This is a genomic window from Aedoeadaptatus ivorii (assembly GCF_030815095.1).
In the GTDB taxonomy this organism is placed as follows: Bacteria; Bacillota; Clostridia; order Tissierellales; family Peptoniphilaceae; genus Aedoeadaptatus; species Aedoeadaptatus ivorii.
Window position 1 is genome coordinate 219,265 of record NZ_JAUSWF010000001.1, and the last position, 25,091, is coordinate 244,355.

Consider the following 25,091-nt stretch of genomic DNA (forward strand, 5'->3'; position numbering starts at 1 on the left):
ATGCGGGGTAGAATTACAAAACTCCTCGGCGGTTTCTATTATGTCTACGCCGAGGACCACAATACCTACGAGACGCGCGCCAGGGGCATTTTTCGCCACCGCAATATGAAGCCGGTGGTGGGGGATTTCGTGACCCTGACTTTGGACGAGGGGGATCGCTTAAACTCGGTAGAAGAAATCCTTCCGCGCAAAAACGTCGTACTGCGACCGCCGGTGGCGAATGTCGATCAGATGTTGGTCTTTATCCCGGTGGCGAGCCCAAAGTACAATTTGTATTTGGTCGATAAATTGATCGCCTACTATGAATACAAGGAGATCGAGATTTACCCGGTCGTCTCAAAATTCGATTTGGATCCGGAGGAGGCGCGCCGCGTCGCCGCGATCTATGAACAAAGCGGCTACCGGGTGTTTCTCCTCTCGGAAGATGCGGAAGCCTCCGTTCAGGCCCTCGAGAGCGTGCTGCACCACAAGACGACCGCCTTGAGCGGGGTTTCGGGTGCGGGAAAATCGACATTTTTGAATCGCACGTTGGGTCTCGATCTCGAGACGAGCGCGGTGAGCGATAAAAACAGTCGGGGACGCCATACGACGCGACACACAGAAATTTTCGCCGGCGAGGAAGGGATGTACCTCTTCGATACTCCGGGTTTTTCCAGTATAGAACTCTCGGAGATCCCGTCGGAAGAATTGGCGGATGCCTTTCGCGAATTCCGCGACGTTATGGGGCAATGCAAGTTTCAAAACTGCGTTCATATCAACGAGCCCGGTTGCGCGGTCAAAGCTGCTGTCGAGGCGAAGAAAATCCCCGAATCCCGCTACGAAAACTATGTAAAGATTTATGAAGAACTATCGGAAAAGGAGAACACAAAATGGCGTTAGTGGCACCGTCGATTCTATCGGCCGACTTCTCCGCCTTGGGAGAAGCCATCGATTTTTTGGACAAAGAGGCCGTTGACTATATCCATATCGACGTAATGGACGGATTGTATGTACCGAACCTCACCTTCGGGCCGTCGGTGATTCGCTCGATTCGCAGTCGCACCGAAATCCCCTTCGATGTACATCTGATGATCGATCGGCCGGAACATTCTGTGGATCAATACATCGCAGCGGGCGCGGACCGAATTACTTTCCATACCGATGCGACCATCCATAGCCACCGTCTCGTGTATGCGATCAAAGAAGCCGGTGTGCGGGCGGGCATCAGCCTGAACCCGGGACAGAGCCCCGAGAGCATTCGGTATCTCTTGGACGACTTGGACCTGATTCTCGTGATGAGCGTAAATCCGGGTTTCGGCGGCCAAAAGTTTATCGAATCTTCGGTGGAAAAGGTGCGTGAAATCCGCAAAATGCTCCGGGGAAGAGATGTAGAAATTATGGTCGACGGCGGGGTCAACGAACATACTGGAAAGCGCCTCGTCGAGGCGGGGGCGCGCAGCTTGGTAGCGGGTTCGTATATTTTCGGACACGAGGACCCGTCTTCGGCGATACGAGCGCTTCGATCGTTATGAAGCGGGGACTGATCATCACCGGGGGCACGCCGCCTTCTAAGGAACTTTTGGAAAGAGAAATCGAAGCGGCCGACGGCATCATCTGTGCCGATCACGGTTTCGACGCATTGGGCGCGATCCCGGAGAAACTTTTGCTCGTCGTGGGCGATTTTGACAGTGCGGTTCGCACGCAAGAGATCCAAAGACCGGAGATTCCCGCGGAGATCCTCTCGCCGATGAAGGATGAAACGGACACCGAGATGGCGCTTTTGCGCATGCTCGAATACAAGCCCGAGGAAATTCGCATCCTCGGCGGCACCGGCTCGAGAATCGATCACAGCCTGGCGACGATTTTTTCTCTAGAGGCCTATGTAGATGGAGAAACGCGGATTCTCCTCGTGGACGATTCCAATCGCCTCGAGATTTTGGGCGAGGGGCGCTATACTTTTTCGAAGGACGGCTATACCTATATCAGCCTCTTGCCCCTTACGGATTCCGCCATCGTCTCGACGGAAGGCATGAAATATGAAATTTCTGCCCTGTCCCTGATGCGCAAGCGTACGCGTGGCGTAAGCAACGAGATCCTAGACAATACCGGTACGATCACCATTCACAAAGGGCGCGTGGTCGTGGTCCAATCCTCGGATTGAACAAACGATGCTTGCCTACATACGCGCAATAAAAAACAGAACCGACATAGCTTTTGTCGGTTCTGTTTTTGTTTGCTGTCGGATCAGTTGACTTGGTTTCTGGGTTTTTCGCCGCGCATAAAATCTTCGAGATTGTCCACACAGGCGTTTCCCATTTCGAGTCTCGCTTCGACGGTGGCATTTCCCAAATGCGGGGCGAGGGTAACATTGTCCATGTCGAGTAAGGCTTCGGTGACCTTCGGTTCGAATTCATAGACATCCAAGGCGGCGCCGGCGATTTCGCCCTTTTCGAGTGCATCGGCCAAGGCCGCTTCGTCGATCAACGGTCCCCTTGCGGCATTGATAAAGACGGCGGTCTTTTTCATGGCGGCAAAGGCATCCGCATCAAAGCGGTGCTTCAATTCAGGGGCGAAGGCGGAATGGAGACTGATATAATCGGATTCGGCGAGGAGGGCGTCAAAATCTACATATCGCGCGCCCAATTGCTCGATATCGTCCTTTCGATGGCGGGAGTGATAGATGACGTCCATTTCAAAAGCCAAGGCGCGTTTGGCCAGGTTTTTGCCGATATTGCCCATGCCGAAAATTCCCAACGTCTTACCGCGGAGTTCGCGTCCCAAGAAATAGGTGGGCCTCCAACCGCGGAAGCCGCCAGACTTCAAATCTTTTTCCGCTTCGAGCAGTCGACGAGATTGCGCGAGCATCAGCAAAAAGGTCAGCTCCGCCGTAGACACGGCAGAGGAGGGAGCGGGGGCATTGCAGACGACGATGCCTTTTTCTTTGGCGTAGTCGATGTCGATATTGTCAAAGCCCGCGCCGTAATTCAAGATGATCTTAAGATCCGAAGCGCGATCCATGATTTCGGCGTCGATTTTATCGGAAAGGGGACAGATCAACGCTTCTTTGCCCGAAAGCCTTTCGATGATCTCTTCTTTTGTCAAGGGAATGTCGCTATCGTGATAGCTGTAGTCGTAGCCTTTTAGGCGTTCGAGCACCGATTCGGGAATGCGACTTGCAATATACAATTTCATAGACTCCTCCTTTTGCCAAATTCAATACAAAAAAAGCCGATTCATCGAATCGACTTATTTCTTACAGGGCCCGTTGGACCTTACCGGAACGCAAACAGCGCGTGCATACATAAATTCGTTTGTTGGATCCGTTTACTTTTGCCAAGACTCTCTGTAAATTCGGAGACCAAGTTCTGTTTCCCCTTCTGTGGGAGAAGGAAATAGAATTCCCATATTGCTTTTGTTTTCCGCAAACTTCACATCTTTTAGACATTTTTACACCTCCTCCGACGCTTTACAATACGAGATATTTTACCATAGGAAAAATAAAATTGCAATTCGGGCATCTATGTTTTTCCCGCTATCAAGTATGATATAATGGTGGAAATTCCGATCATCGGAAAGGAGGCATATAGAATGCAAGTAACGATTCCGACGAATAAAGGAAATATTACGATCGACAATCAAGTGATCGCCACCATCGCCGGCATCTCCGCCATGGAAAGCTACGGCATCGTGGGCATGGCGTCGAAGAATGCGGCAGACGGCATCTTTCAATTGTTGAAATTTGAAAACCTGACGAAGGGAATTTCCGTAAACTCGGAGAACGAGCGGATACGGATACAACTTCACGTAATCATAGAGTTCGGCATTCGTATTTCTACTGTGGGACAGAACGTCATCGACCGGGTGCGATTCAATGTAGAATCTCTGACGGGTCTCGAAGTAGAGGATATCGAGGTCTTGGTCGAAGGCATTCGGATGGACTAGAGGTAGCAAATGGAGCATATATCTGCGAAAGCATTTCGTGAAGCGCTGATCAGTGCTTCCAATTTTTTAGAGCAAAACAAAACGACGGTCAACGACTTAAACGTGTTTCCCGTTCCCGACGGCGATACCGGTACCAATATGTCGATGACGATAAAGAGCGCCGTTCGGCAGGTGGAATCCTCAGAAGCCGAGGACGTCGCCGGATTGGCATCGGAAATGAGCCGCGGGGCGCTTATGGGCGCGCGGGGAAATAGCGGGGTCATTCTTTCCCAGCTGTTCCGCGGATTCGCCGAAGGGCTGAAGGACAAAGAGGTCCTAAATATTCAGAACTTGGCGGTCGCCCTGAAGAAGGCATCGGAAATGACATATCTTGCGGTAATGAAGCCCACCGAAGGCACGATACTTACCGTAGGGAGAGAAAGCGCGGACTTTGCCATAAAAAATGCGAAGAAGTATTCCGATCTGATCGAATTCGCCGAAGCCGTTCTCTCGCGCGCGAAAGAATCTTTGGCGAATACGCCGAATCTATTGCCCGTCTTAAAAGAAGCCGGTGTCGTCGATGCCGGGGGACAGGGCCTGGTGACGATTATGGAAGGCGCGCTTTTGTCCTTAAAGGGTATGCCCGTCACGGGAGAGGCGGTGCACGATGCGGTGGTGGAAAAGGCGGAACGCAAACGCATTTCTACCGACGACATTCAATTCGGCTACTGTACGGAATTTATCGTAAATACCGAAGAGGACCACGTGGAGGATCTCAAGGCGAAGCTCATCGAACGGGGCGACAGCCTTTTGGTCGTGGGCGACGATAGGATGATCAAGGTCCACGTGCATACCAACGATCCCGGTCTCGCCCTGCAAAGCGGATTGGAATACGGGTTCTTGAAAGACATAAAGATCGACAATATGCGCATACAGCACTCCGAACGCCTATTTAGCGAAACGCAGGTACAAAAGGTGCAGCAAGAAGAGAAGGCCGCGCCCGTCGAAGAAAAATCGGACGGTTTTGTCGCGATTTGCGCGGGAAAAGGCCTAGAATCCATCTTTAAGGAAGCCGGCGCGGACTATATCGTAACCGGCGGACAGACGATGAACCCCAGTACGGAAGATATACTGGCGGGGATTGAGAAGGTTTCGGCAAAACGCGTATTCGTACTTCCCAACAACGGCAATATTTTTATGGCGGCGAAGGCGGCGGCCGAGATCTCCGAAAAAGAAGTCGTCGTACTGGAGACCCGTACCATCCCCGAGGGGATCAATGCTTGCATTCACTTCCTGCCCGATGCCTCTTTAGAAGAGAATTTAGAGAATATGAATGCCGCCATCGACGATGTCCGCTCCGCCCAGATCACCTATGCGGTGCGGGATACGGAAATGAACGGCATCGAAATCCATAAGGACGACATCATCGGCATTTCCGATAAAAAAATCCTCGCCAGAGGCGAAACGGTACACGACACCACCCTCGCCGTATTGGAAGAAATGATCGACGACGATACATCGTATGTCTCCCTCTACGCCGGAGAAGACGTGGATGCATCGGCGACGGAGGCCATGGAAGAGGCCATTTCTTCGGCGCATCCCGATCTGGATTTTGAAATCCTTCGCGGCGACCAGCCGATCTACTACTACTTGATTTCTGTCGAATAAACAGCAGGCGAAAGCCTGCTTTTTCATTGGAGGAATCTATGGAACTCTACGACCCCATTGAGAAGATTCGGGGGATTGGCAAAAAAACCGCCGAACGGCTCCATGCGCTCGGCAAAAAAACCGCCGAAGACCTGCTATATACCATGCCTACGCGCTACGAAGACGGCAGTCGATTGCATTCTCTAAATAAGCCGGATTTTTCAGAGAAACAGACTTATCGAGTTCGGGTCATTGAAAAATCGCCCGTGCGCTATATGAAAAAAGGCCTGAAAATGCAGACGTTCACCGTCGAAGACGGCGGCAGAGAAGCAGATCTGACCCTTTTTAATATGCCCTTTATGGACAAAAAATTGCAAATCGGCGGGGAGTACTATATCTTCGGAAAGCCGAAACTGTTTCAGAATCGCCTGCAGTTTTCTGCCGTTAAACTCTTTAATGCGGCTGAACGGGAGGAGGCGCTCTCCATCGAGCCGATCTATCCCCTCGGTGCGGGGATTGGGCAGAAGGCGATGGGAAGATTTATCGAAGAAGCGCTCGAAAATACGGCGATGCCGCCGGTGGTGCCCGATTATTTGCGCAAGCGTTACGGGATTTTGTCAGAGGGGGATGCCCTCCAAGCCGTGCATCGGCCCCGGAGAATCGAGGATGCGATGCTGGGACGGCAATCCCTGGTGTTTTCCGAATTTCTTTTGTTCCAGGCGGCCTTGGGAAGATTTCACGAGGAGAGATCCGAAGCGGGTTTTTCGATGGAACACGAGGATCTCGCGGAGAGGCTGCTCACCTCCTTGCCCTTTTCTCTAACTGACGACCAGGCGGCGGCGTGGGCGGATATTCGCCGCGATATGGCGAGCGCCGAGCGGATGGAGCGTTTGATTCAGGGAGATGTGGGGAGCGGAAAGACGGTACTCGCATTTCTGGCCATGGCGGTGGCGGTGGCATCCGGCTACCAGGCGATGATGATGGCGCCGACGGAGATCCTCGCCGCCCAACATTATCGACAGGCACAGGAATTATTTTTTCCCTTAGGGGTAAAGACCGAACTATTGACGGGATCTATGAAGGCGAAAGAGAAGCGCGATGTTCTCGAAAACTTTTCCGTCGGAAATTGCGATATCTTAATCGGCACCCATGCGCTGTTTCAAGAAGATGTAAAAAGCGACCGACTGGGCCTTACGATCACCGACGAACAGCATCGATTCGGCGTGCTCCAACGAGAAAAGCTACAGGAAAAGGTCTCGGCCAGCGACCGATTGATTATGACGGCGACGCCGATTCCCAGAAGTCTCGGGATCGTGATGTACGGCAGCGGAAAGATCTCGTCTATTCGCACCATGCCGGCGGGCAGAAAGCCCATAGAAACCGCCGTCGTGGGAGGACAAGACCTCGAGAGCGCTTATGGATTTATGGAATCTTTTTTGAAGAGCGGCCAGCAAATCTATGTGGTATGCCCGCTGATTGAGGGAGACGACAAGAATCCTCTGCACGATGCACAGAGCGTTTACCAATACTTTTCTCGGGAGCGGTTTTCAAATTATGGCGTACGCTGTCTCCACGGGCGCCTATCTGCGGAAGAAAAAAATGCGATTATGCAGGACTTCCAGGAAAACCGCGTGCAGATCTTGATTTCGACGACGGTAATCGAAGTGGGCGTCAATGTGCCTAATGCCAACCTCCTTTTCGTATTCGATGCCGATCGCTTCGGCCTCTCCACCTTGCATCAGCTCCGGGGAAGGGTGGGCCGCGGCGATCAAAAGGCCTATTGTATTTTGCACTCCGACAGCGACAAACCGGCGGCGCGGCAACGACTGCAAATCCTCGTTCGCTCGACAGACGGGTTTTATATCGCAGAAGAAGACCTTAAAATGCGCGGCGGCGGCGATTTTTTCGGCACACAGCAGTCGGGGGCTATCCATTTCCGCATCGGCGATTTGATCGAGGATATGGACATTATGCGCTATGCGAAAATTGAAGCCGATGCGATTCTTTCGGGCGGGCATTTGAATCCGAGGGAACAGGCGGATCTGTATCGTGCGGTCATCGCCTATGAAAACCGCATCCGCGGGATCTAGAGAATTGTCAGGAAAACGGAGCTATGCTACACTTTAGGGGGAGAAATTATGCGGATAATAGCGGGGGAAAAGCGCGGTAGAAAACTCAAGACCCCAAAGGGCGATCGCATTCGTCCGACCGAAGACCGCATTAAAGAGAGTATATTCAATGTCCTCTTTGGTCCTTTTTCGGATGTAAATGCGCTGGATCTTTTTGCCGGCACCGGCGGAATCGGAATCGAATTTCTGAGCCGCGGCGCAGCTATGGTATGGTTCTGCGACAAGCATCCGGACAGTTTGCGACTTATTCGTGAAAATTTGAACCTTACGGGGTATAATAGCAAGAGCAGAGTGTTCGAAGGATCTTACGAGCAATGCCTTTCGGAAGCAGCAGATCGCGGCATGCGATTCGATTACATATATCTCGACCCGCCCTATGCGGAACGAGCGTATTATTCGGAGGCAATTCGAGCGGTCGTAGCGTCCGACCTACTGAAAGAGCAAGGCCGCTTGATTCTCGAAGCGCCTCGGGAGTACGAATTCGAAGACGTCACAGGCCTTCGGCTCGCTCGCTTAAAGAAGTACGGAAATAAGAAAATATGGATCTACGAAAGTTGTGATTAGGATTTGAAAGTCATTTATGCCGGCAGTTTTGACCCCGTGACCCACGGTCATCTGGATATTATCTTTCGCGCCAGAAAGATTTTCGGCGAGGTCATCGTAGCCGTCTTAAACAATAAAAACAAGGCGGGACTTTTTTCGACGGAAGAAAGACTCCACTTGTTACGGGAAGTTTTAAAGGACGAGAAGGGGATCGAGGTCGACAGTTTCGAAGGATTATTGGTGGATTATGCTCAGGAAAAAGGCATCTCTACCGTCGTCCGCGGACTCCGGTCCAATACCGACTACGAAAGCGAGTATATGCTCGCCATGGCCAATAAGAATTATGGCACGGGTCTGGAGACGGTCTTTTTGCTTTCCGACCAGAATCAGTTGTTTGTCAGTTCGTCTCTCGCCAAAGAGGTCGCGATGTTCGACGGAGACACCTCTCTGTTCGTTCCCGCCGTGGTAGGAGAAGCGATGAAGAAGAAAATGAGAGGAAGGTAGTAATGGACGTTATTCGATTAATTGAAGATTTAAGAGATCTTCTGGAAGTCAGCAGCACCATTCCCCTTACGGGAAAGACCATGGTGGACAAGGACGAGATCAACCATATCTTGGACCAGATTCAATCGCAAATTCCCCAAGATATTTCCGAGGCGAAAAACATCAAAGAACGCAAGGATGAGATCTTTGAAGAAGCCAATCTGCACGCCAAGCAAATCGTACAGGCGGCCCATGTAGAAGCGCAAAAGCTGGTCGACGAAGACGAGATCACCGTGACCGCACAAAATCAGGCGAGAGAAATCATGCGCCGCGCCGAAGAAGAGAGCGAACAGATGCGTATCTCGGCCAAGCGCTATGTAGACGGTCTATTGGAACAGACCCAGGTGCAACTTTCCGATATGATCAAACTCATCAATGAAAACCGCAAAGAATTAGGAGAATAGCCCCTATAAAAAAGACTCGGAGACCATCCGAGTCATTTTTTGTATGTCGTGATCACGGGGTGGCGTAGATAATCCTCGCCCATTTGCGCCTTTGTAAGGACCGACCAGAGATCGGTGGCCTTCGATTCCCAAATGAGTTGTAAAGATTCGTCGGGATCCCCATCGTGCAATTGTTTGAAGTTTGTAAGGAGGCGACATTCTCCGTTTTTCGCAAAAGAGAGGATCTCTCTGCCCCGCTCGTTAAAGCCGAGAACCTGAAGGCTTCGACTGTTTTGGACGCTTGTCTGCGTCTCCTTTTTGGAGATGTCGAGATAGGCGGATAGAAGCAGGCGGGCAATGCGCCATTTGGAGTATCTGCGGGTGGAGGCGCGCTCTAAAAAGCGAAATGCATTCGTTTCCGTCCGCAGAAGACGAACAATACGGTGTTCGATCCCCGCTTCATAGCCGTCATAAGGGGAAAAATCGAAGTCGGCGCCGAAATGCGCGCGGTAGAGCAAATACAGGCCGGAAAATAGCGCGGCTTCGTCAAATTGCGGCGGCGTGGCCGCACAGTATTTTGTCGCGCGCGCGGGATTTGTGCCGAAGATGCGGCGAATTTCGCTCGCATGCATTGTAGGAAATGCGCCGTCTTCTTTTCGGGGGATCGGTATCAGTGATATGGGCAGATTCTGATCGGCGATGGCCCTATAATAACCGAAGGCGAGGAGGGCATTGCCCTGAAAAAGATGTCGCCATGCGGTATTTTTCTCTTCCAGCGCCATGCGATACGCCGTGGCATAGGAAGCGCCGTCATTCAGGGACGATTTGAGCCGGTCCCGAAAGTCCTTTGTTTTCGTATAGAGGCGAATGGCCTCGAAGGTGCGCGTATCGCCCCATTCCGTGCCGCAACAAATACTTCGAATGCCCGGCACATGGGCCAAGGCGGAGACGGCGCCATAGGAAAACATCTCTCCATGGGCTATCGCCGTTTGCACGGGATGGGTGAGAACCAGATCGCCGCCGTTTTGGAGAATGTCCTTTGCCCGCGTAAATTTGTCCGTCACCACGGGCATGCCCCGTTGGGTAAATGCGCCGCTTAAGAGGACCACCACGCCGTCTGCGCGCTGTCTTGCTTCTTGTAAAATCTGCAAATGCCCGTAATGCAACGGGTTCATTTCCGCTACGACGGCGGCATAGTTCATGGTATCCGATCCTTTCGTTTATTTCGCCATTTGTCCCTTATATGATATAATAACGGAGGTAAATTTTCTAATTCATGAGGAGGAAATGTATGAATATTTTAGTCATCAACTGTGGGAGCTCTTCGCTGAAATATCAACTGATCGATATGAAAGACGAAAAAGTCCTCGCCAAGGGATTGGCCGAACGCATCGGCATCGAAGGCGGCAGAGTGAAATACGAAGCGGAAGGACACGACGAGGTGGTTATCGAAGAAACCCTCGCAGACCACAAAGCGGCCTTGAAGATCGTATTGGATTCTTTGAAACACGAAGAATACGGCGCCGTTAAGAGTCTCGATGAAATCGACGCAGTCGGCCACAGAGTGGTACACGGCGGCGAAGACTTTGCGGAATCCGTTGTTATCGACGAAAAGGTGATGAAGGTCGTAAACGACAATGTGGAAATCGCCCCCCTCCACAATCCGCCGAACATCATCGGGATCGAAGCTTGCCGCGAAATCATGGGCGATGTCCCCATGGTCGCCGTATTCGACACCGCCTTCCACCAAACCATTCCCGCGGTCAACTATATCTACGCCTTGCCTTATGAATACTACGAAAAATATAAGGTTCGCAGATTCGGGTTCCACGGCACTAGCCACCAATATATCACCGAAAGAGCCGCAAAAATGCTGGGAAAAGATTTGGACGATGTCAATCTGATCACCTGCCATTTGGGCAACGGATCCAGCATCAGTGCCGTAATCGGAGGAAAATGCTACGATACCTCTATGGGATTTACGCCGCTTGAAGGCCTTGCAATGGGTACCCGCACCGGCGATATGGACCCCGCCATCGTACCCTTTATTATGGAAAAAGAAAAATTGACGCCCGACGAAATGTCTTCCGTTATGAACAAGAAGAGCGGCGTTTTGGGCATCAGCGGCGTCAGCAGCGACTTCCGCGACTTGGAAGAAGCCGCAGAAGAAGGCAACGATCGCGCGCAACTCGCGTTGGATATTTTTGAAAATCGCGTGCGCAAATACATCGGCGCATATCTCACCGAAATGGACCACTGCGACGGCATTATCTTAACCGCAGGCGTCGGCGAAAACTCCATTACCACCCGAGAAAGAGTCGCCGCCGGCTTGAAGAGCCTCGGCATCAAGCTCGATACGGAAAAGAACGATATGCGCGGCAAGGAAGCCATCGTGAGTGCACAAGACTCTTCGATTCCCTTGCTCGTCATTCCCACCAACGAAGAATTGATGATCGCTATGGAGACCGCGCGCTTGGTATAAGCCTCTTGACAGAAAAGCCGGATTTAGAATATAATAATTTGCAGCAGTTTTAGAGGTGATAGCTTTGCGTACCGATATTTCTGAATTTTTACGGGGCAGTGAGGTTCACAAGCATCTTGTCGGCAGTCTTCAAAAAGAAGACAGCCCTTTGAAAGTCGACGGTCTGTCTTTGATGGATCCCATCGAATACGAGATGGACATCTACAAAGTCGATCGGGACTTGGAGGTCGATGTGGAAGTGCGATACACCTTAGACCAACGGTGTGATCGCTGTCTGCAACCGGCAAGGCGAGAGATACGAAGTGAATCCCACGTGGTTGTGACGGCAAATGTCACAGAAGAGGACGAAGACGACGACGTACTCGTCGTGGAATCTTTGGAAGAATTCCCCCTTGAAGAGTTGGTATTTTCACAAGTCATTACCTCGGTACCGACGAAAATTCTTTGCAAAGACGATTGCAAAGGCCTGTGTCCGGTCTGTGGTGTAGATTTGAACAAGCATCCCGATCACGAGCACGAGCAGCCCGAGATCAACCCGTTCGAATCGCTAAAAAATCTATTTGAAAAGTAAGATAGGGAGGTGTAAACAATGGCAGTACCCAAGAGAAAAACTTCGAAACAGAGAAAAAACAAGAGACGTGCATCTTCTTATCGTCTGAATAAAACGACTGTCGTGGAGTGTCCGAATTGTCATGAAATCAAAATGCCCCACCGCATTTGTCCGTCCTGCGGACATTACGACGGCAAAGAAGTCATGGCCGCAAGCGAAGAAGCGTAAATGTTCGCAATTAAAAAGGCCGCCGGTATCGGCGGTCTTTTTTGATTGCTTAGATCGTCTTATTTGCAATTTCTTCAAATTCAGCGGCCCAATTCCCCTTCTTGAAAATCGGGAGAACCGTTCCTGCGCGATCGATGCCGTCGATATCCATATCTTCGGCACCGACCATAAAGTCCACGTGGACGAGGCTATCGTTGGCGCCGCGTTCGGCGAGCGCTTCTTTCGACAGTTCTTCTCCGCCCTTTAGGCATGTGGGGTAGGCTCTTCCCAAGGCGAGGTGGCAGGAGGCGTTTTCGTCGTAGAGGGTATTGAAAAATAAGTGGTTGCGATTGGAGATGGGGCTGTCATACGGCACCAGGGCGACCTCGCCCAAGCGCGCAGCACCTTCGTCGGTCTCTAACAAATGTTTTAAGACGTCTTTACCGATTTCGGCATCGAAGTCGACGACTTTTCCATCTTCAAAACGCAGCCAAAATTTATCGATGGTATTGCCGTTATATTGTAGGGGCATTGAGGCATAGACCACGCCATTGGCCGTATCCTTATGGGGAAGGGTGAATACTTCTTCGGTGGGTATATTGGCGACGAAGGGCTTGCCCGCGGGCGTCTTGGAGCCGCCACCCGCCCATAGATGGCCTTCGGGCAGTCCAATCTCAAAATCCGTCCCATTTGACGAACGGTACCGCAGCGTCTTCAACTCGAGCGCGGTAAGAGCTCTCGCTTTTTGATTGACCGTCTCCATATGTGTCTTCCAGTTTTCGATCGCATCGCCGTTTACGCGCGCGGTTTCAAAGATCGCCTCCCACAGTTGTGAAACGGCTGCGGCATCCTCCGCATCGGGAAAGACCTTCTTTGCCCAGGCGCGGGTGGGAACGCCCGCCACCGTCCAGGGGTTTCTATCCGCCATCATGGCTTCGGAATAAAAGGCCATGGCCTGCATGCGATGCTTGGTCGCTTCTTGCAGTCGCTTCCCGTCGATTTGCTTTAAGAGCTCCGGATCGGAACCGGTAAAGGACAAAAACGCGGCGCCTTTGTCCAGGTAATACCGGAACATATCGCGCTCGTATTCGGGTACGGTGTTCAACACCTCGTCGGGAGCATGGGTGTAGCGCAGGAGAACCAGATCGTCATCGGACCAGATGACGTGCACGCTGGGAGCGCCGAGTTCGTAAGCGCATTTTGCGCAGGCCACCGCAAGATCTCGCCCTTCGATGGGAGAGCGGATTACGAGCAGTTGTCCTTTTTCGAGTCCGACGCCGACGCGCACGAGTAGGCGCGCATAATCGTTTAATTTTTCGGTAAAGTTCATATTGCCTCCTTAATATTGAGATATGATTTCAGTATATCACAGATACCCTTTAAGGATGCTTGCGCCACATAATGTGCCGTGTTATAATATATCGGTACAAATACGCACACTTTATGCGAACGCGGCCGTTGCCTTCGGGTCGTCGCGCTCATTAAGTAAAGTGGAGGAATAACAAATTGGAGGAAACATGTCTGTAATTTCTATGAAGAGCCTGCTGGAAGCGGGCGTACACTTCGGCCATCAAACCAGAAGATGGAATCCCAAGATGAAGAAATACATCTTCACCGAAAGAAACGGGATCTACATCATCGACCTGCAAAAAACCGTTCGTAAAGTCGAAGAAGCTTACGATTTCGTAAGAGAAGTTGCACAAAACGGCGGTCAAATTCTGTTTGTAGGTACCAAAAAGCAAGCCCAAGACGCGATCGAAAAAGAAGCGAAAAAATGCGGCATGCACTACATCAACCAAAGATGGTTGGGCGGTCTGTTGACCAACTACCAAACCATCAACAAGAGAATCCAACGCTTAAAAGAGTTGGAAGAGATGGAAACCGACGGTCGTTTCGACGTCCTGCCGAAGAAAGAAGTCATCGGCTTGCGTCACGACAGAGAACGTCTCGAGAAGTTCCTCGGCGGCATTAAAAACATGAACGGTCTTCCCGATGTGATGTACGTCGTAGACCCGAAAAAAGAAAACATTGCCGTGCAGGAAGCACAAAAATTGGGTATTCCTATCGTAGGTATCCTCGATACCAACTGCGATCCCGACGAACTGGACTATCCGATTCCCGGTAACGACGACGCCATTCGCGCCGTTAAGCTGATTACCGAGACGATTTCCAACGCCGTCATCGAAGGAAGACAAGGCGCACAAGAAGAAGCAGAAGAAGTACAAGTGGAAGACATGCAGTCTGAAGACGAATCTGTCGAAGAAACTGAAAATCAAAATACAGATAGTGCGGCTGAAACAGAAGAACAAGAATAAGTTGATTTATAAGAGTTCTAAAGGCCTTTAGGACTCTTATTTTTATGAATAGGATCATTGAAAGGGGTACAAGATGGAAATCACAGCAAAAATGGTGAAAGAACTCAGAGAAAAAACCGGCGCAGGCATGATGGACTGTAAAAAAGCGCTCCAAGAAGCCGAAGGCGATATGGATCGTGCCGTCGATATTCTCAGAGAACAAGGACTCAGCAAGGTCGCTAAAAAGGCGAGCAGAATCGCAGCTGAAGGCATCGTCGACAGCTACATTCACAACAACCGCATCGGCGTATTGATCGAAGTCAACTCCGAAACCGACTTTGTCGCTAAGAACGAAGACTTTAAAAATTTCGTGAAGGATATGGCTATGCAAGTGGCCGCAGCGAACCCCAAATACGTCACCCGCGACGAAGTGCCGGCAGAAGAAGTAGAACACGAAAAATCCATCTTGAAGGAACAAGCACTGAACGAAGGCAAGCCCGAACACATCGTCGAAAAGATGGTAGAAGGCCGCCTGGAAAAATTCTATGAAGAGATCGTCCTCTTGGATCAACCCTTTATCAAAGACGGCGATCAAACCGTCAACGATCTGCTGAGTGCATTGACCGCAAAGATCGGCGAAAAGATCAGCATCCGTCGCTTTGTCCGCTATGAAGTGGGCGAAGGCATGGAAAAACGCGAAGAAGACTTTGCAGAAGAAGTCGCAAAGCAAATGAAATAAGCCCGCGACATGACCATGGAACCGAAATACAAGAGGATCGTCTTAAAACTCAGCGGGGAAGCCATGGCCGGTGACAAGGGAATCGGAATCGATTCGTCCGTGGTTCGCCTATATGCATCGGAAATCAAAAAGATCTCCGAACTGGGCGTAGAAACCTGCATCGTAGTCGGCGGCGGAAACTTCTGGAGAGGGCGCGACAGCCAAGATATGGACCGCGCCACCTCCGATTATATGGGGATGCTCGGCACCGTAATGAATGCCCTCGCCCTTCAAGACGCTCTGGAGCAGATGGACGTCATAACCAGAGTGATGACCGCCATAGAAATGAAAGAAGTGGCCGAACCCTATATTCGTAGACGCGCCATTCGACATCTGGAAAAGCAGAGAGTCGTCATTTTCTCCGGTGGCATCGGCAATCCCTACTTTTCTACGGATACCACGGCGGCACTGCGCGCCGCAGAAATCGACGCAGAGGTCATTTTGCTCGCCAAAAAGGGCGTAGACGGCATTTACGATTCGGATCCGAATGTAAATCCCGACGCGGTAAAATACGAGAGACTCGACTATATCGAAATCCTGAAGAAAAACTTAAAAATTATGGATTCTACGGCGACTTCTCTCTGTATGGAAAACAAGATTCCGCTGATTGTGTTCGGCATCGACAACGAGAACAACATCTACGATGTCGTCATGGGCAAAACTTTGGGAACCCATGTTGAATAGACTGTAATAAGGAGGAAGTTTATGGAGTTTGGCGATATTAAACGCGATATCAAAGACAAAACCGAAAAGACCATTGCAGTATTACGCGAGGAGTTGACCTCGATCCGTGCCGGTCGGGCGAACCCCTCTTTGTTGGATCGCATCACCGTCGAGGCATACGGTCAACAGACCCCTCTGAATCAAATCGCCGGTATTACCGCTCCGGAAGCTCGTCTTCTTACCGTACAGCCCTGGGATCCTTCTCTGATCGGCGCGATCGAAAAGGAAATCTTAAAATCGGATTTGGGTTTGAACCCTTCCAACGACGGAAAGATTATCCGCCTCGTCATTCCAGCGCTTACGGAAGAACGCAGAAAAGATTTGATCAAAGTCGTAGGAAAAGACGCAGAAAAATCCAAAGTCGCGATTCGCAACATTCGCAGAGAGTCCATCGACATCATCAAAAAAGCCGAAAAGAACAAGGAAATTTCCGAAGATGAATTGAAGGCCTATGAGGAAGAAATTCAAAAGGAAATCGACGCCGCCGTCGCCGAAATCGACAAGGTAGCCAAGGCGAAAGAAGAAGAACTGTCAGAAATCTAAAGAAACTAAATAGAACCCCTTCGGGGGTTCTTTCTTTTTAGGAGGAATCTCGTGGATACGGAAACCAGAAATATGCCCGATCATATCGGCATCATTATGGACGGCAATGGCAGATGGGCACAGAAGCGCAATCTTCCTCGCGGCTACGGCCACAAAGAAGGGGCTATGCGCGTTTTGGACATCGTAAAGGCGTGTTACAAAAAAGACATCCCCTATCTTTCGCTCTATGCGTTTTCTACGGAAAATTGGAAGCGTCCGGCGGAGGAAGTGCAGCATTTGATGGCGCTTCTGCAAAAGTTTATCGCCAAATACATCGCCGAAATGCACGAAAACGGCATACGCCTGAATGTAATGGGAGATATCGAAGCTTTGCCCGAAAAAGTCAGAGAATCCGTCCAAGGCGCTTTGCAGACGACCGCCGATAATAGTAAAATGGTCTTAAATATAGGGCTGAACTACGGCGGACAGGACGAAATTCTTCGCGCGGCAAAATCCCTGGCAAAAGACGTGGAGGCCGGCAAAATCGATGCCGATGCCATCGACAAAGAAGCCTTTGAATCGCGCCTTTACACCGCCGGTGCACCGCCGCTGGATCTTTTAATTCGCCCCAGCGGCGAGCTGCGGGTCAGCAACTTTATGTTGTATCAGCTGGCATACAGCGAATTTTGGTTTTCAGACGTCCTCTGGCCGGACTTTACCCCGGAAGTGCTGGACGTCGCCCTTCGGGATTACCAAAACCGAAATCGCAGGTTTGGGGGCATTTAATTGAATAATTTTTGGGTAAGGACAGCGACGGCCGTCGTCTTGTTTTTGATCCTCGCCGTCATCCTCCACTTCGGCGGATGGGTGTTAAATATCGCCGTATTGTTGATCTCGCTGCAGCTCTGTCACGAACTGAGCAGGGCGTTTCAGCACAAGGGACATTATATTCCCGAACGCTATATCTTGTTTTCCTGTTTTCTGCATTATGTGGTCTTTCAATTACAATGGCCGATGTTTATCGCATTTTCCGTATCCACCTTTCTATTGGTGCTCTTCTTGCTTCGGAGTCGGTATTTTACATTAGAAGATGCCGCGATTTGTTTTTTAATTCTGGTCTATGTGCCGTATTTTCTGTTTCCGATCATCTACCTGGACCACACCAACTATATTTATTTGGTCTTCGTCATTACCATCGCCACCGACAGCTTTGCCTATCTCGCCGGCACGTCTTTCGGCAAGCGAAAGCTATGTCCCTCTATCAGTCCGAATAAGACCGTAGAAGGGGCGCTGGGGGCGATTCTCGGTACGGTAATCTGCGGATTGATCTTTTGCGGCGTCTTCGGATTGGGTATTACTGTATTCCACGCGCTGTTTATCGGATTAGCTTCGGTGACGGCACAGTTGGGCGATTTATTCGCATCGAAAATAAAAAGAGAGACGGGAATCAAAGATTACGGCAACTTTTTGCCGGGCCACGGCGGTCTATTGGATCGCTTTGACAGCATCTTATTGATCATTCCCATGGTCTATATGCTGTATTGGTTCCCGCTCTAGGAGGTTTTATGACGACTATACTCGGTTCGATTTTTGTATTCGTATTGATCATCGCCCTACACGAATTGGGGCATTTTGCCATGGCGAAGGCCGTCGGCATTAAGGTCAACGAATATTCCATAGGCATGGGGCCCGCGCTGTGGAAGAAGCAAAAAGGCGAAACACAATACAGTTTGCGGGCACTTCCCATAGGCGGATACGTCGCCATGGAAGGAGAAGAGGATGCCTCGGACGATCCCCGATCCTTTAATAACGCATCGGTCGCGGCGCGAATGGCCGTGGTGGTAAGTGGTGCGGCGATGAACTTCGTATTGGCCTTTGTCGCCTTTACCTTATTTTTAATGATCAGCGGCTATCCGACGCAAACGGTAGATACCGTAATCGAAGGATCTCCCGCACAAGCGGCGGGGATGCGTGCAGGCGATACGATCCTTTCCGTTGACGATCGCGAGGTCCGAAGCTGGGAAGATTTTTCCGGCTATGTCGCGGATAAACAAGGAACGCTCTCCGTTTCGGTGAATCGTGACGGCAATACACTTTCTTTTTCTGTAATGCCGAAGACGGAAAACGGAAAGAGCATCATCGGCGTCAAGCCGACGAGTGAATTTCATCCCATACGCGCAATCGCGGATGGTGCGTCCATGACGGGCGGCGTCGTCCTTACGATTTTCGACGTATTGGGAAAACTCTTTAGCGGCGCCGTCGGCGTCGACAATCTATCTGGTCCGGTAGGGGTCGTAAAGATCATCGGAGATTCCGCAAAATACGGCTTTGCCTCGCTGATGTTTATCACGGGGTATATCTCCGCCAACCTGGGTTTTATGAACCTGCTGCCGATTCCCGCCTTGGACGGGGGAAAGCTCTTGTTCCTTTTGATCGAGGCAATTCGCGGAAAAGCGGTGGACGAAAAGCTGGAAATGGGTCTTTCTCTGATCAGCATCACCCTTTTGTTCGGCCTGATGATCTATGTGACAATTTTTGGAGATATTGCCCGATTTATAAAATAGAGGGAGGATATCGATGGCTGAGAATACGAGACAAATCATGGTGGGAGACGTCGCCGTCGGCGGCGGCGCGCCGATCAGCATTCAGTCCATGACCAATACCAAGACGAAGGATACCGATTCGACGGTTCGACAGATTCACCGCTTGGAAGCGGTGGGTTGCGACATCGTTCGGGTGGCCGTAAACGATGCGGACGATGCAAAGGCACTTCCTAAAATACGATCGGCGATTTCGATCCCCGTAATCGCCGACATTCAATTCGATTACAAATTGGCCCTCTATGCCGTAGAACACGGCGTAGACGGCCTTCGGATCAACCCCGGAAATATCGGTGAGGACTGGAAAATTCGAGAAGTCGCAGAAGCCGCAAAGGCCCAGGGGCTTTCGATTCGCGTCGGTGTAAACTCCGGCTCTGTCAAGCGCGCTTTTATCGACAAATTCGGGGGCGTCAATCCCGATTCTATCGTCGGATCCGCTTTAGAAGAAACAGAGATGTTGGAAAAATTTGGTTTTCGCGACATAAAAGTTTCGCTGAAGTCATCGGATGTCCACCAATCCGTCGAAAGCTACCGCAAATTTGCCGCCCTTACGGACTATCCGCTGCACTTGGGCATTACCGAAGCCGGTGCGGGCGAAAGGGGCATCGTAAAATCCGCCATGGGTCTCGGGATTTTGCTGTACGAAGGCATTGGCGATACGATGCGCGTCTCCTTGACCGGCGACCCGACCGATGAAGTACAGACGGCAAAGTTGATTTTATCGGGATTGGGGCTGCGAACAGACGGAATCGAGATCGTCTCCTGCCCGACTTGCGGTCGCACCGAGATCGATTTGATCGGTATCGTAAAAGAAGCGGAAGAGCGTTTTAAGGATCTCGACTTTCAGGGCAAAATCGCGATTATGGGTTGCAGAGTCAACGGGCCCGGCGAAGCACAAGAAGCCGACTACGGCATTTGCGGCGGAAACGGCCGCGGCGTGATCTTCAAAAAAGGCAAGGTCATCCGCTCGGTTTCGGAATCGGAGCTGCTCGACGGACTGATCGAGTGCATAGAAAGGGATCGTCTTGAAAAATAAATCCGAAAATCCATCAGAGCGCGCTCTGGTGGATTTTATGCTAAATAGAAACATCAAAGTGAATAAGATCGTCTACGCTCCCGATCGCGCGGAAATCGTCTGTTATAGCGAATCCGTAGACGACGATTCGCAGCGGTTCAGCGATCTGATGACCCGCTGTTTTTCGGGTGTATCGATTCGAATGCATCATGAACAGACACCCGAGGCCGTCCCCGTCAAAGACCTCTCTTCCGAAGATATATTGGAATTTTTGCGGGGTCGCATCGCTTCTTCGCAGGCTTGGCTCGACGCAAACAGCTGCAAAATCGAAAAAGACAGCATTACCCTCCGCGTGCCGAATGTTACCATGGAAAGAAATATTGCCGCCCTCTCTTTAGAAGCGGAACTGGAGAAAATCAGCGGCCATTCCTATCGGATTTGTTGCAAAGTGGAAGAAGCGGAGGCGGAGATAGAAGCACTGTGTTCGCAGATGGACGACGAGGAGTCCGAATTCTGTGCGCGCTATCAGGCGGAGGCGGCAAAGTTTGAAAAACAAGAAGCCGCTCAGATCGAGGAGAATTATATCTTCGGCAAGGACAATTTCGACGCACCCATGCCGCTTTCGGATTGTCGAGGCGGAGAAACTGTGACCGTAGCGGGACAGGTGTTTCAAACGGATCGCCGCAATATCAAAAACAACAAGACGCTTTTTATATTATCGATCTACGATGGAAGCGACAGCCGCAATGTAAAAGCCTTTGTCAAAGACGAAGAAGCCGATGCGTTTGCCGCGCATTTTAAGACCGGTGCGGACATTCTCGTGCGCGGAAAATTCGAATACGACAGTTTTGACCGCAACGAGAGCATTATGGCGAGGAGTATAAAGAACATCTTCGTAGAACGGCGCACCGACACGGCACCCGAAAAGCGGATCGAGCTACATCTGCACACCAAAATGAGCAATATGGCGGGCTGTGAAAGTATCGGCGCCTTTGCCCGTCGCGCAAAGGAATGGGGCCACAGTGCCATCGCGATCACAGACGACAATGTGGTCCAGGGCTATCCCGATGCGATGCAGGCAGCCAAAAAACACGATATGCGCATTCTCTATGGCATCGATGCCGATATCGTCGACGACAAAGAGAAAATTTTTAAGAATCCGGACGGCGTTCGACACGATCTAAGCTATATCGTCTTCGACTTGGAGACGACGGGTTTTTCTCCGCGCTTCGACGAAATTACGGAGATCGGCGCCGTGAAAATCGAGAAGGGACGAATCGTCTCTCGATTTTCGACATTTGTTAATCCCGGACGGCCGATCCCGGAAAAGATCGTCGAATTGACGGGCATCACCGACGATATGGTAAAGGATGCGCCGAAGATCGACGAGATCTTGCCGGAATTTGAATTCTTTATCGGCGAAGGGATCTTGGTCGCCCACAATGCCACCTTTGACTCGCGCTTTTTGGAATTTCGACGTCCCGAAAAACCGCGCTATGCGACCATCGATACGCTCTTGTTGTCCCAATGCCTTCCGATTTCTGTAAAAAACTACAAACTCGGGACCCTGGCAAAGCGCTTCGGCATCTCGCTAAACGGCGCCCACCGCGCCGTCAACGACGCCGAGGCGACGGCGGAGCTGTTCTTGGAATTGCAAAAACTCGCCGCCCGAGAAGGCGTAGATGCACCGGAGTCGTATGAAGAACTCTACCACCCCCATCCGGAGCGCCTTTTTCCGACAAAACTGACCCTTTTCCCCAAAAATTTAGAGGCCCTTACCGAACTGTACCGATTGGTCTCGGATTCGCACACAAAGACGTTTTTCCGCACGGCGCGCATCCCGCGCTCTAAATTGGAAGCCGTACGGGAGGATTTCATCGTAGGCAGCGGGGGAGAAAGCGGAGAACTCATAGATGCCTATCTGCGCGGCGCCTCGGACGCGGAATTGAAGGATCACATTCGCCGCTGCGATTATGTCGAAGTTTCCCCGCCGCCTCGGTATAGAAAAGCCTATTTCGACGGTCTGCTCCAGTCACAGGCGGATGCGGAAGAGATGATTTGCCACATTTTGCGTCTTGCCGATGCAGAAGGCGTACCCGTCGTCGCCTCCTCCGATGTGCGCTATATGGATCCGGATGATTATTTGTATTTTGAGATCTTGAAGCACGCAAAATTTAGCGGCCGGGCGATGGGCAATTCCCATGCCTATTTTATGACGACGGACGAAATGCTCGCGGCTTTTGATTTTCTGGGGCAGGAGACGGCGCATCGGATCGTGATCGAAAATCCTTTCGACATCGTCTCGGCAATCGAAGAAATCCAACCGATCCCTTCGGGTAAATTTCCTCCGAAGATTCAAAATGCCGATGTCGATTTGCGCAACGATACCTACAAACGGGCGCGGGAAATCTACGGCGACCCGCTGCCCGAAATCGTCGAACAAAGGCTCGAGAAAGAACTTACCAGTATCATCGGAAACGGCTATGCCGTGATGTATCGCATCGCCCAAAAGCTCGTCAAAAAATCCAATGACGACGGATATTATGTGGGTTCGCGGGGATCGGTCGGTTCCTCTCTCGTTGCGACGATGACGGGCATTACCGAAGTCAACCCGCTTTCGCCGCACTATGTCTGTCCGGACTGCGGATTTAGCGATTTTTCGGTGGAGGAGAGCATCAGTTCCGGTTTCGATCTGCCAAAGAGAAACTGTCCCGAATGCGGCGCGCCCTTGCGACGGGATGGGCACAAAATCCCCTTCGAAGTCTTTTTGGGCTTCTATGGCGATAAGGAACCGGATATCGACTTGAACTTTGCCGGGGAATACCAACCCACGGCGCACAAGTTTATCGAAGACAGTTTCGGCGAAGGCTTTGTGTTCCGCGCCGGCACCATAGGCACTTTGGCGGAGAAGACCGCCTACGGTTTCGTGCGGAAGTATCTCGAAGAGAATAATATCCTCAAAAATCCCGTAGAAATTCAACGCCTCGCCAAGGGCATCGAAGGGGTCAAGCGGACCAGCGGACAGCACCCCGGCGGCATTATGATCGTGCCCAAAGACGAAGACATTCACCATTTTTCGCCGATCCAATTTCCGGCGGACGATGCGAAGAAAAACGTGATTACCACGCATTTCGATTACCATTCCATCAGCGAAAACATTTTGAAACTCGACATCCTCGGCCACGACGCGCCGACGATTTTGCGCATGTTGGAAGATCTTACGCATACGCATATGGAAGATGCCGAAATCACCGACCCCGCGGTGAAAGGGCTGTTTCTTTCCGCAGAGGGTCTGGGGATGGACGAAGACGTCTTCACCTGCCAGACGGGGACTTTGGGAATTCCGGAGTTCGGCACGAACTTCGTCGTGCGAATGCTACTGGAGACCAAACCCGACAGCTTCGGTTCTCTCGTCAATATTTCTGGGCTTTCTCACGGCACGGACGTGTGGACCGGCAATGCCCAGGAGCTGGTGAATAGCAACCGAGCGAGCATTTCCGAAGTCATCAGTACCCGAGAAGACATTATGAACTACCTGATTCGCGCAGGGGCGGAAAACAAAGTCGCCTTCGATACCATGGAGGCGGTTCGAAAGGGCCGCGGCATTCCGGAAAAGTATGCGGATATCCTTCATTCTCTGAAATTGCCGGAATGGTATCTGGAAAGCTGCCAAAAAATTCAGTATATGTTCCCGCGCGCCCACGCCGTCGCCTATGTACTCACCAGTCTGCGGATTGCCTGGTATAAGGTGCATTACCCCCTTGCCTTTTATGCGGCCTACTTTACCACGAAGCTTTCGGATCTGAACGGCGAGGTAATTTTAAGCGGATCGGAGGGGGTCAAAAGGCGCATGCAAGCCATTGAAGCGCTGAATTTTGAAGCGACCAAAAAAGAAAAGGATGAATTTCAACTGCTGCGCTCGGTCATGGAGATGTTTGCGCGGGGGTATGAATTTGCTCCGATTCTGCTTGAGAAATCCCATCATAGGAAGTTTTTGATCGAAGACGGAAAAATTCTTCCACCATTCGGCGCATTGCCCGGCGTCGGCGAAACCGTAGCCCGGGAAATCTATCGGGAAAGAAAGCAGGCGCCGTTTTTGTCGGTAGAGGATCTCGTATCCCGTACCGGCGCTTCGAAGACGGTCGTCGAGATGCTTTCTGCCCACGGCGTACTGGACGGAATCCCGAAAGACAATCAGTTGAGTATGCTCGATATCATTGGCGGCATGGCCAAAATGTGATATACTGAAGTGAAGTTAGACGAGTGAAACTAGAGTGGGGCCCCCACTCTAGTTTTTTATGGGAGGTGAGTTCTTGAAAAGTTCTCAAATGCGGGAGAAGATCTGTGCCGCTGCCGAAAAAGCAGCCGCCCGATTGGATTATGAAGTGGTCGAAGTGGAGATTCTTCGAAAAGAGCCGGCGCGTATCATCATTACTGTGTATCACGCCGACGGGGTGGATATCGACGACTGCGCCGAAATCTCTCGAGATGTCGACGAACAAATCGAAAACGAAGACCTATTTCCGGGCGCCTATACCCTGGAGGTACAGTCTCCCGGACTGGACCGGCCGATCCGAAGCCGCGACGATTACAGAAGAAATCTGGGCAAAAAAGTCGAAGTCCGACTGTATAAGAAATTAGAGAATAAAAAGGACTTTGTGGGAATTCTCGCGGATTACGGCGAGGATACCGTAGATATCCGAGAGGAAGACGGCCGAATTGTCACCCTCGATTCAAAATCCATCTCTTTAATGCGACAGGTCATTGAATTTTAG

At 51.0% G+C, this 25,091-nt stretch carries 26 protein-coding genes; 22 read left to right on the top strand and 4 right to left on the bottom strand.

The window, feature by feature from the left end; genetic code table 11:
- From rsgA to QO008_RS01145, 3 genes are read left to right on the top strand one after another with little or no spacing between them, the layout of a single operon-like run.
- Complete coding sequence (rsgA, locus tag QO008_RS01135; protein WP_126465378.1) at positions 1-879, top strand: ribosome small subunit-dependent GTPase A; 879 nt, start codon at positions 1-3, stop codon at positions 877-879.
- Complete coding sequence (rpe, locus tag QO008_RS01140; protein WP_307383562.1) at positions 870-1,511, top strand: ribulose-phosphate 3-epimerase; 642 nt, start codon at positions 870-872, stop codon at positions 1,509-1,511. Before rsgA ends, rpe begins: the two co-directional genes overlap by 10 nt.
- Positions 1,508-2,140 carry a thiamine diphosphokinase gene (locus QO008_RS01145; protein ID WP_307383565.1) on the top strand — a complete coding sequence of 211 codons (633 nt, stop codon included), beginning with the start codon at positions 1,508-1,510 and terminating at the stop codon, positions 2,138-2,140. The genes rpe and QO008_RS01145 overlap by 4 nt, the downstream gene beginning before the upstream one ends.
- Positions 2,141-2,223: 83 nt before the next feature.
- Here QO008_RS01145 and QO008_RS01150 read toward each other — a convergent pair whose 3' ends face one another.
- Positions 2,224-3,171 (bottom strand): NAD(P)-dependent oxidoreductase, encoded by a 948-nt coding sequence (locus QO008_RS01150; protein ID WP_126465381.1) that lies wholly within the window; start codon positions 3,169-3,171, stop codon positions 2,224-2,226.
- A gap of 61 nt (positions 3,172-3,232) precedes the next feature.
- A complete protein-coding gene (gene rpmB / locus QO008_RS01155) occupies positions 3,233-3,424 on the bottom strand; it encodes a 50S ribosomal protein L28 (protein WP_126465382.1) in 192 nt (63 codons plus the stop codon).
- Between the two features lie 143 nt (positions 3,425-3,567).
- Between rpmB and QO008_RS01160 the strand changes: the two genes are divergently transcribed.
- The 6 genes from QO008_RS01160 to QO008_RS01185 are packed head-to-tail and all read left to right on the top strand — an operon-like array spanning position 3,568 to position 9,166.
- Positions 3,568-3,921 carry an Asp23/Gls24 family envelope stress response protein gene (locus QO008_RS01160; protein WP_126465383.1) on the top strand — a complete coding sequence of 118 codons (354 nt, stop codon included), beginning with the start codon at positions 3,568-3,570 and terminating at the stop codon, positions 3,919-3,921.
- Between the two features lie 9 nt (positions 3,922-3,930).
- Positions 3,931-5,568, top strand: a complete 1,638-nt coding sequence (locus QO008_RS01165) for a DAK2 domain-containing protein (protein ID WP_307383572.1) — start codon at positions 3,931-3,933, stop codon at positions 5,566-5,568.
- A gap of 38 nt (positions 5,569-5,606) precedes the next feature.
- Entirely contained in the window at positions 5,607-7,637 is a 2,031-nt protein-coding gene (gene recG, locus QO008_RS01170) for an ATP-dependent DNA helicase RecG (RefSeq protein WP_307383575.1), read from the top strand.
- Between the two features lie 48 nt (positions 7,638-7,685).
- The gene (gene rsmD / locus QO008_RS01175; protein WP_126465386.1) at positions 7,686-8,240 is read left to right on the top strand and encodes a 16S rRNA (guanine(966)-N(2))-methyltransferase RsmD; all 555 of its coding nucleotides are present in this window, start codon (positions 7,686-7,688) and stop codon (positions 8,238-8,240) included.
- 3 nt (positions 8,241-8,243) lie between these two features.
- The gene (gene coaD / locus QO008_RS01180; RefSeq protein ID WP_126465387.1) at positions 8,244-8,723 is read left to right on the top strand and encodes a pantetheine-phosphate adenylyltransferase; all 480 of its coding nucleotides are present in this window, start codon (positions 8,244-8,246) and stop codon (positions 8,721-8,723) included.
- 2 nt (positions 8,724-8,725) lie between these two features.
- Positions 8,726-9,166: an ATP synthase subunit B family protein gene (locus QO008_RS01185; RefSeq protein ID WP_126465388.1), complete on the top strand. Its 441-nt coding sequence runs from the start codon at positions 8,726-8,728 to the stop codon at positions 9,164-9,166.
- A 32-nt stretch (positions 9,167-9,198) separates the two neighbouring features.
- Here QO008_RS01185 and QO008_RS01190 read toward each other — a convergent pair whose 3' ends face one another.
- The gene (locus QO008_RS01190) at positions 9,199-10,347 is read right to left on the bottom strand and encodes a nucleotidyltransferase family protein (RefSeq protein WP_307383579.1); all 1,149 of its coding nucleotides are present in this window, start codon (positions 10,345-10,347) and stop codon (positions 9,199-9,201) included.
- An 89-nt stretch (positions 10,348-10,436) separates the two neighbouring features.
- Between QO008_RS01190 and QO008_RS01195 the strand changes: the two genes are divergently transcribed.
- The 3 genes from QO008_RS01195 to rpmF all read left to right on the top strand — a co-directional run bounded on the left by QO008_RS01195 (position 10,437) and on the right by rpmF (position 12,405).
- On the top strand, positions 10,437-11,627 hold the full coding sequence (locus QO008_RS01195; protein WP_307383580.1) for an acetate kinase: 1,191 nt from the start codon (positions 10,437-10,439) through the stop codon (positions 11,625-11,627).
- A 64-nt stretch (positions 11,628-11,691) separates the two neighbouring features.
- Positions 11,692-12,198 carry a YceD family protein gene (locus QO008_RS01200; RefSeq protein ID WP_307383582.1) on the top strand — a complete coding sequence of 169 codons (507 nt, stop codon included), beginning with the start codon at positions 11,692-11,694 and terminating at the stop codon, positions 12,196-12,198.
- 18 nt (positions 12,199-12,216) lie between these two features.
- Positions 12,217-12,405, top strand: a complete 189-nt coding sequence (rpmF, locus tag QO008_RS01205; RefSeq protein WP_126465392.1) for a 50S ribosomal protein L32 — start codon at positions 12,217-12,219, stop codon at positions 12,403-12,405.
- A gap of 49 nt (positions 12,406-12,454) precedes the next feature.
- On the opposite strand, the gene QO008_RS01210 is transcribed toward rpmF, so the two are convergent.
- Positions 12,455-13,714: an aminopeptidase gene (locus QO008_RS01210; protein WP_307383587.1), complete on the bottom strand. Its 1,260-nt coding sequence runs from the start codon at positions 13,712-13,714 to the stop codon at positions 12,455-12,457.
- Between the two features lie 187 nt (positions 13,715-13,901).
- Between QO008_RS01210 and rpsB the strand changes: the two genes are divergently transcribed.
- The 10 genes from rpsB to QO008_RS01260 all read left to right on the top strand — a co-directional run bounded on the left by rpsB (position 13,902) and on the right by QO008_RS01260 (position 25,091).
- Positions 13,902-14,699, top strand: a complete 798-nt coding sequence (gene rpsB, locus QO008_RS01215; protein ID WP_126465394.1) for a 30S ribosomal protein S2 — start codon at positions 13,902-13,904, stop codon at positions 14,697-14,699.
- 73 nt (positions 14,700-14,772) lie between these two features.
- Entirely contained in the window at positions 14,773-15,417 is a 645-nt protein-coding gene (tsf, locus tag QO008_RS01220; RefSeq protein WP_126465395.1) for a translation elongation factor Ts, read from the top strand.
- 15 nt (positions 15,418-15,432) lie between these two features.
- On the top strand, positions 15,433-16,140 hold the full coding sequence (pyrH, locus tag QO008_RS01225) for a UMP kinase (protein ID WP_126465396.1): 708 nt from the start codon (positions 15,433-15,435) through the stop codon (positions 16,138-16,140).
- A gap of 21 nt (positions 16,141-16,161) precedes the next feature.
- Positions 16,162-16,722: a ribosome recycling factor gene (frr, locus tag QO008_RS01230; protein ID WP_126465397.1), complete on the top strand. Its 561-nt coding sequence runs from the start codon at positions 16,162-16,164 to the stop codon at positions 16,720-16,722.
- Positions 16,723-16,773: 51 nt separating this feature from the next.
- Positions 16,774-17,487, top strand: a complete 714-nt coding sequence (locus QO008_RS01235; protein WP_269471185.1) for an isoprenyl transferase — start codon at positions 16,774-16,776, stop codon at positions 17,485-17,487.
- Positions 17,488-18,258: a phosphatidate cytidylyltransferase gene (locus QO008_RS01240; protein ID WP_126465398.1), complete on the top strand. Its 771-nt coding sequence runs from the start codon at positions 17,488-17,490 to the stop codon at positions 18,256-18,258.
- 8 nt (positions 18,259-18,266) lie between these two features.
- Positions 18,267-19,265: an RIP metalloprotease RseP gene (gene rseP / locus QO008_RS01245; protein WP_126465399.1), complete on the top strand. Its 999-nt coding sequence runs from the start codon at positions 18,267-18,269 to the stop codon at positions 19,263-19,265.
- Positions 19,266-19,278: 13 nt separating this feature from the next.
- On the top strand, positions 19,279-20,337 hold the full coding sequence (gene ispG / locus QO008_RS01250; RefSeq protein WP_126465400.1) for a flavodoxin-dependent (E)-4-hydroxy-3-methylbut-2-enyl-diphosphate synthase: 1,059 nt from the start codon (positions 19,279-19,281) through the stop codon (positions 20,335-20,337).
- Complete coding sequence (locus tag QO008_RS01255) at positions 20,327-24,556, top strand: PolC-type DNA polymerase III (protein WP_307383603.1); 4,230 nt, start codon at positions 20,327-20,329, stop codon at positions 24,554-24,556. Before ispG ends, QO008_RS01255 begins: the two co-directional genes overlap by 11 nt.
- Positions 24,557-24,629: 73 nt before the next feature.
- The gene (locus QO008_RS01260; protein WP_164715212.1) at positions 24,630-25,091 is read left to right on the top strand and encodes a ribosome maturation factor RimP; all 462 of its coding nucleotides are present in this window, start codon (positions 24,630-24,632) and stop codon (positions 25,089-25,091) included.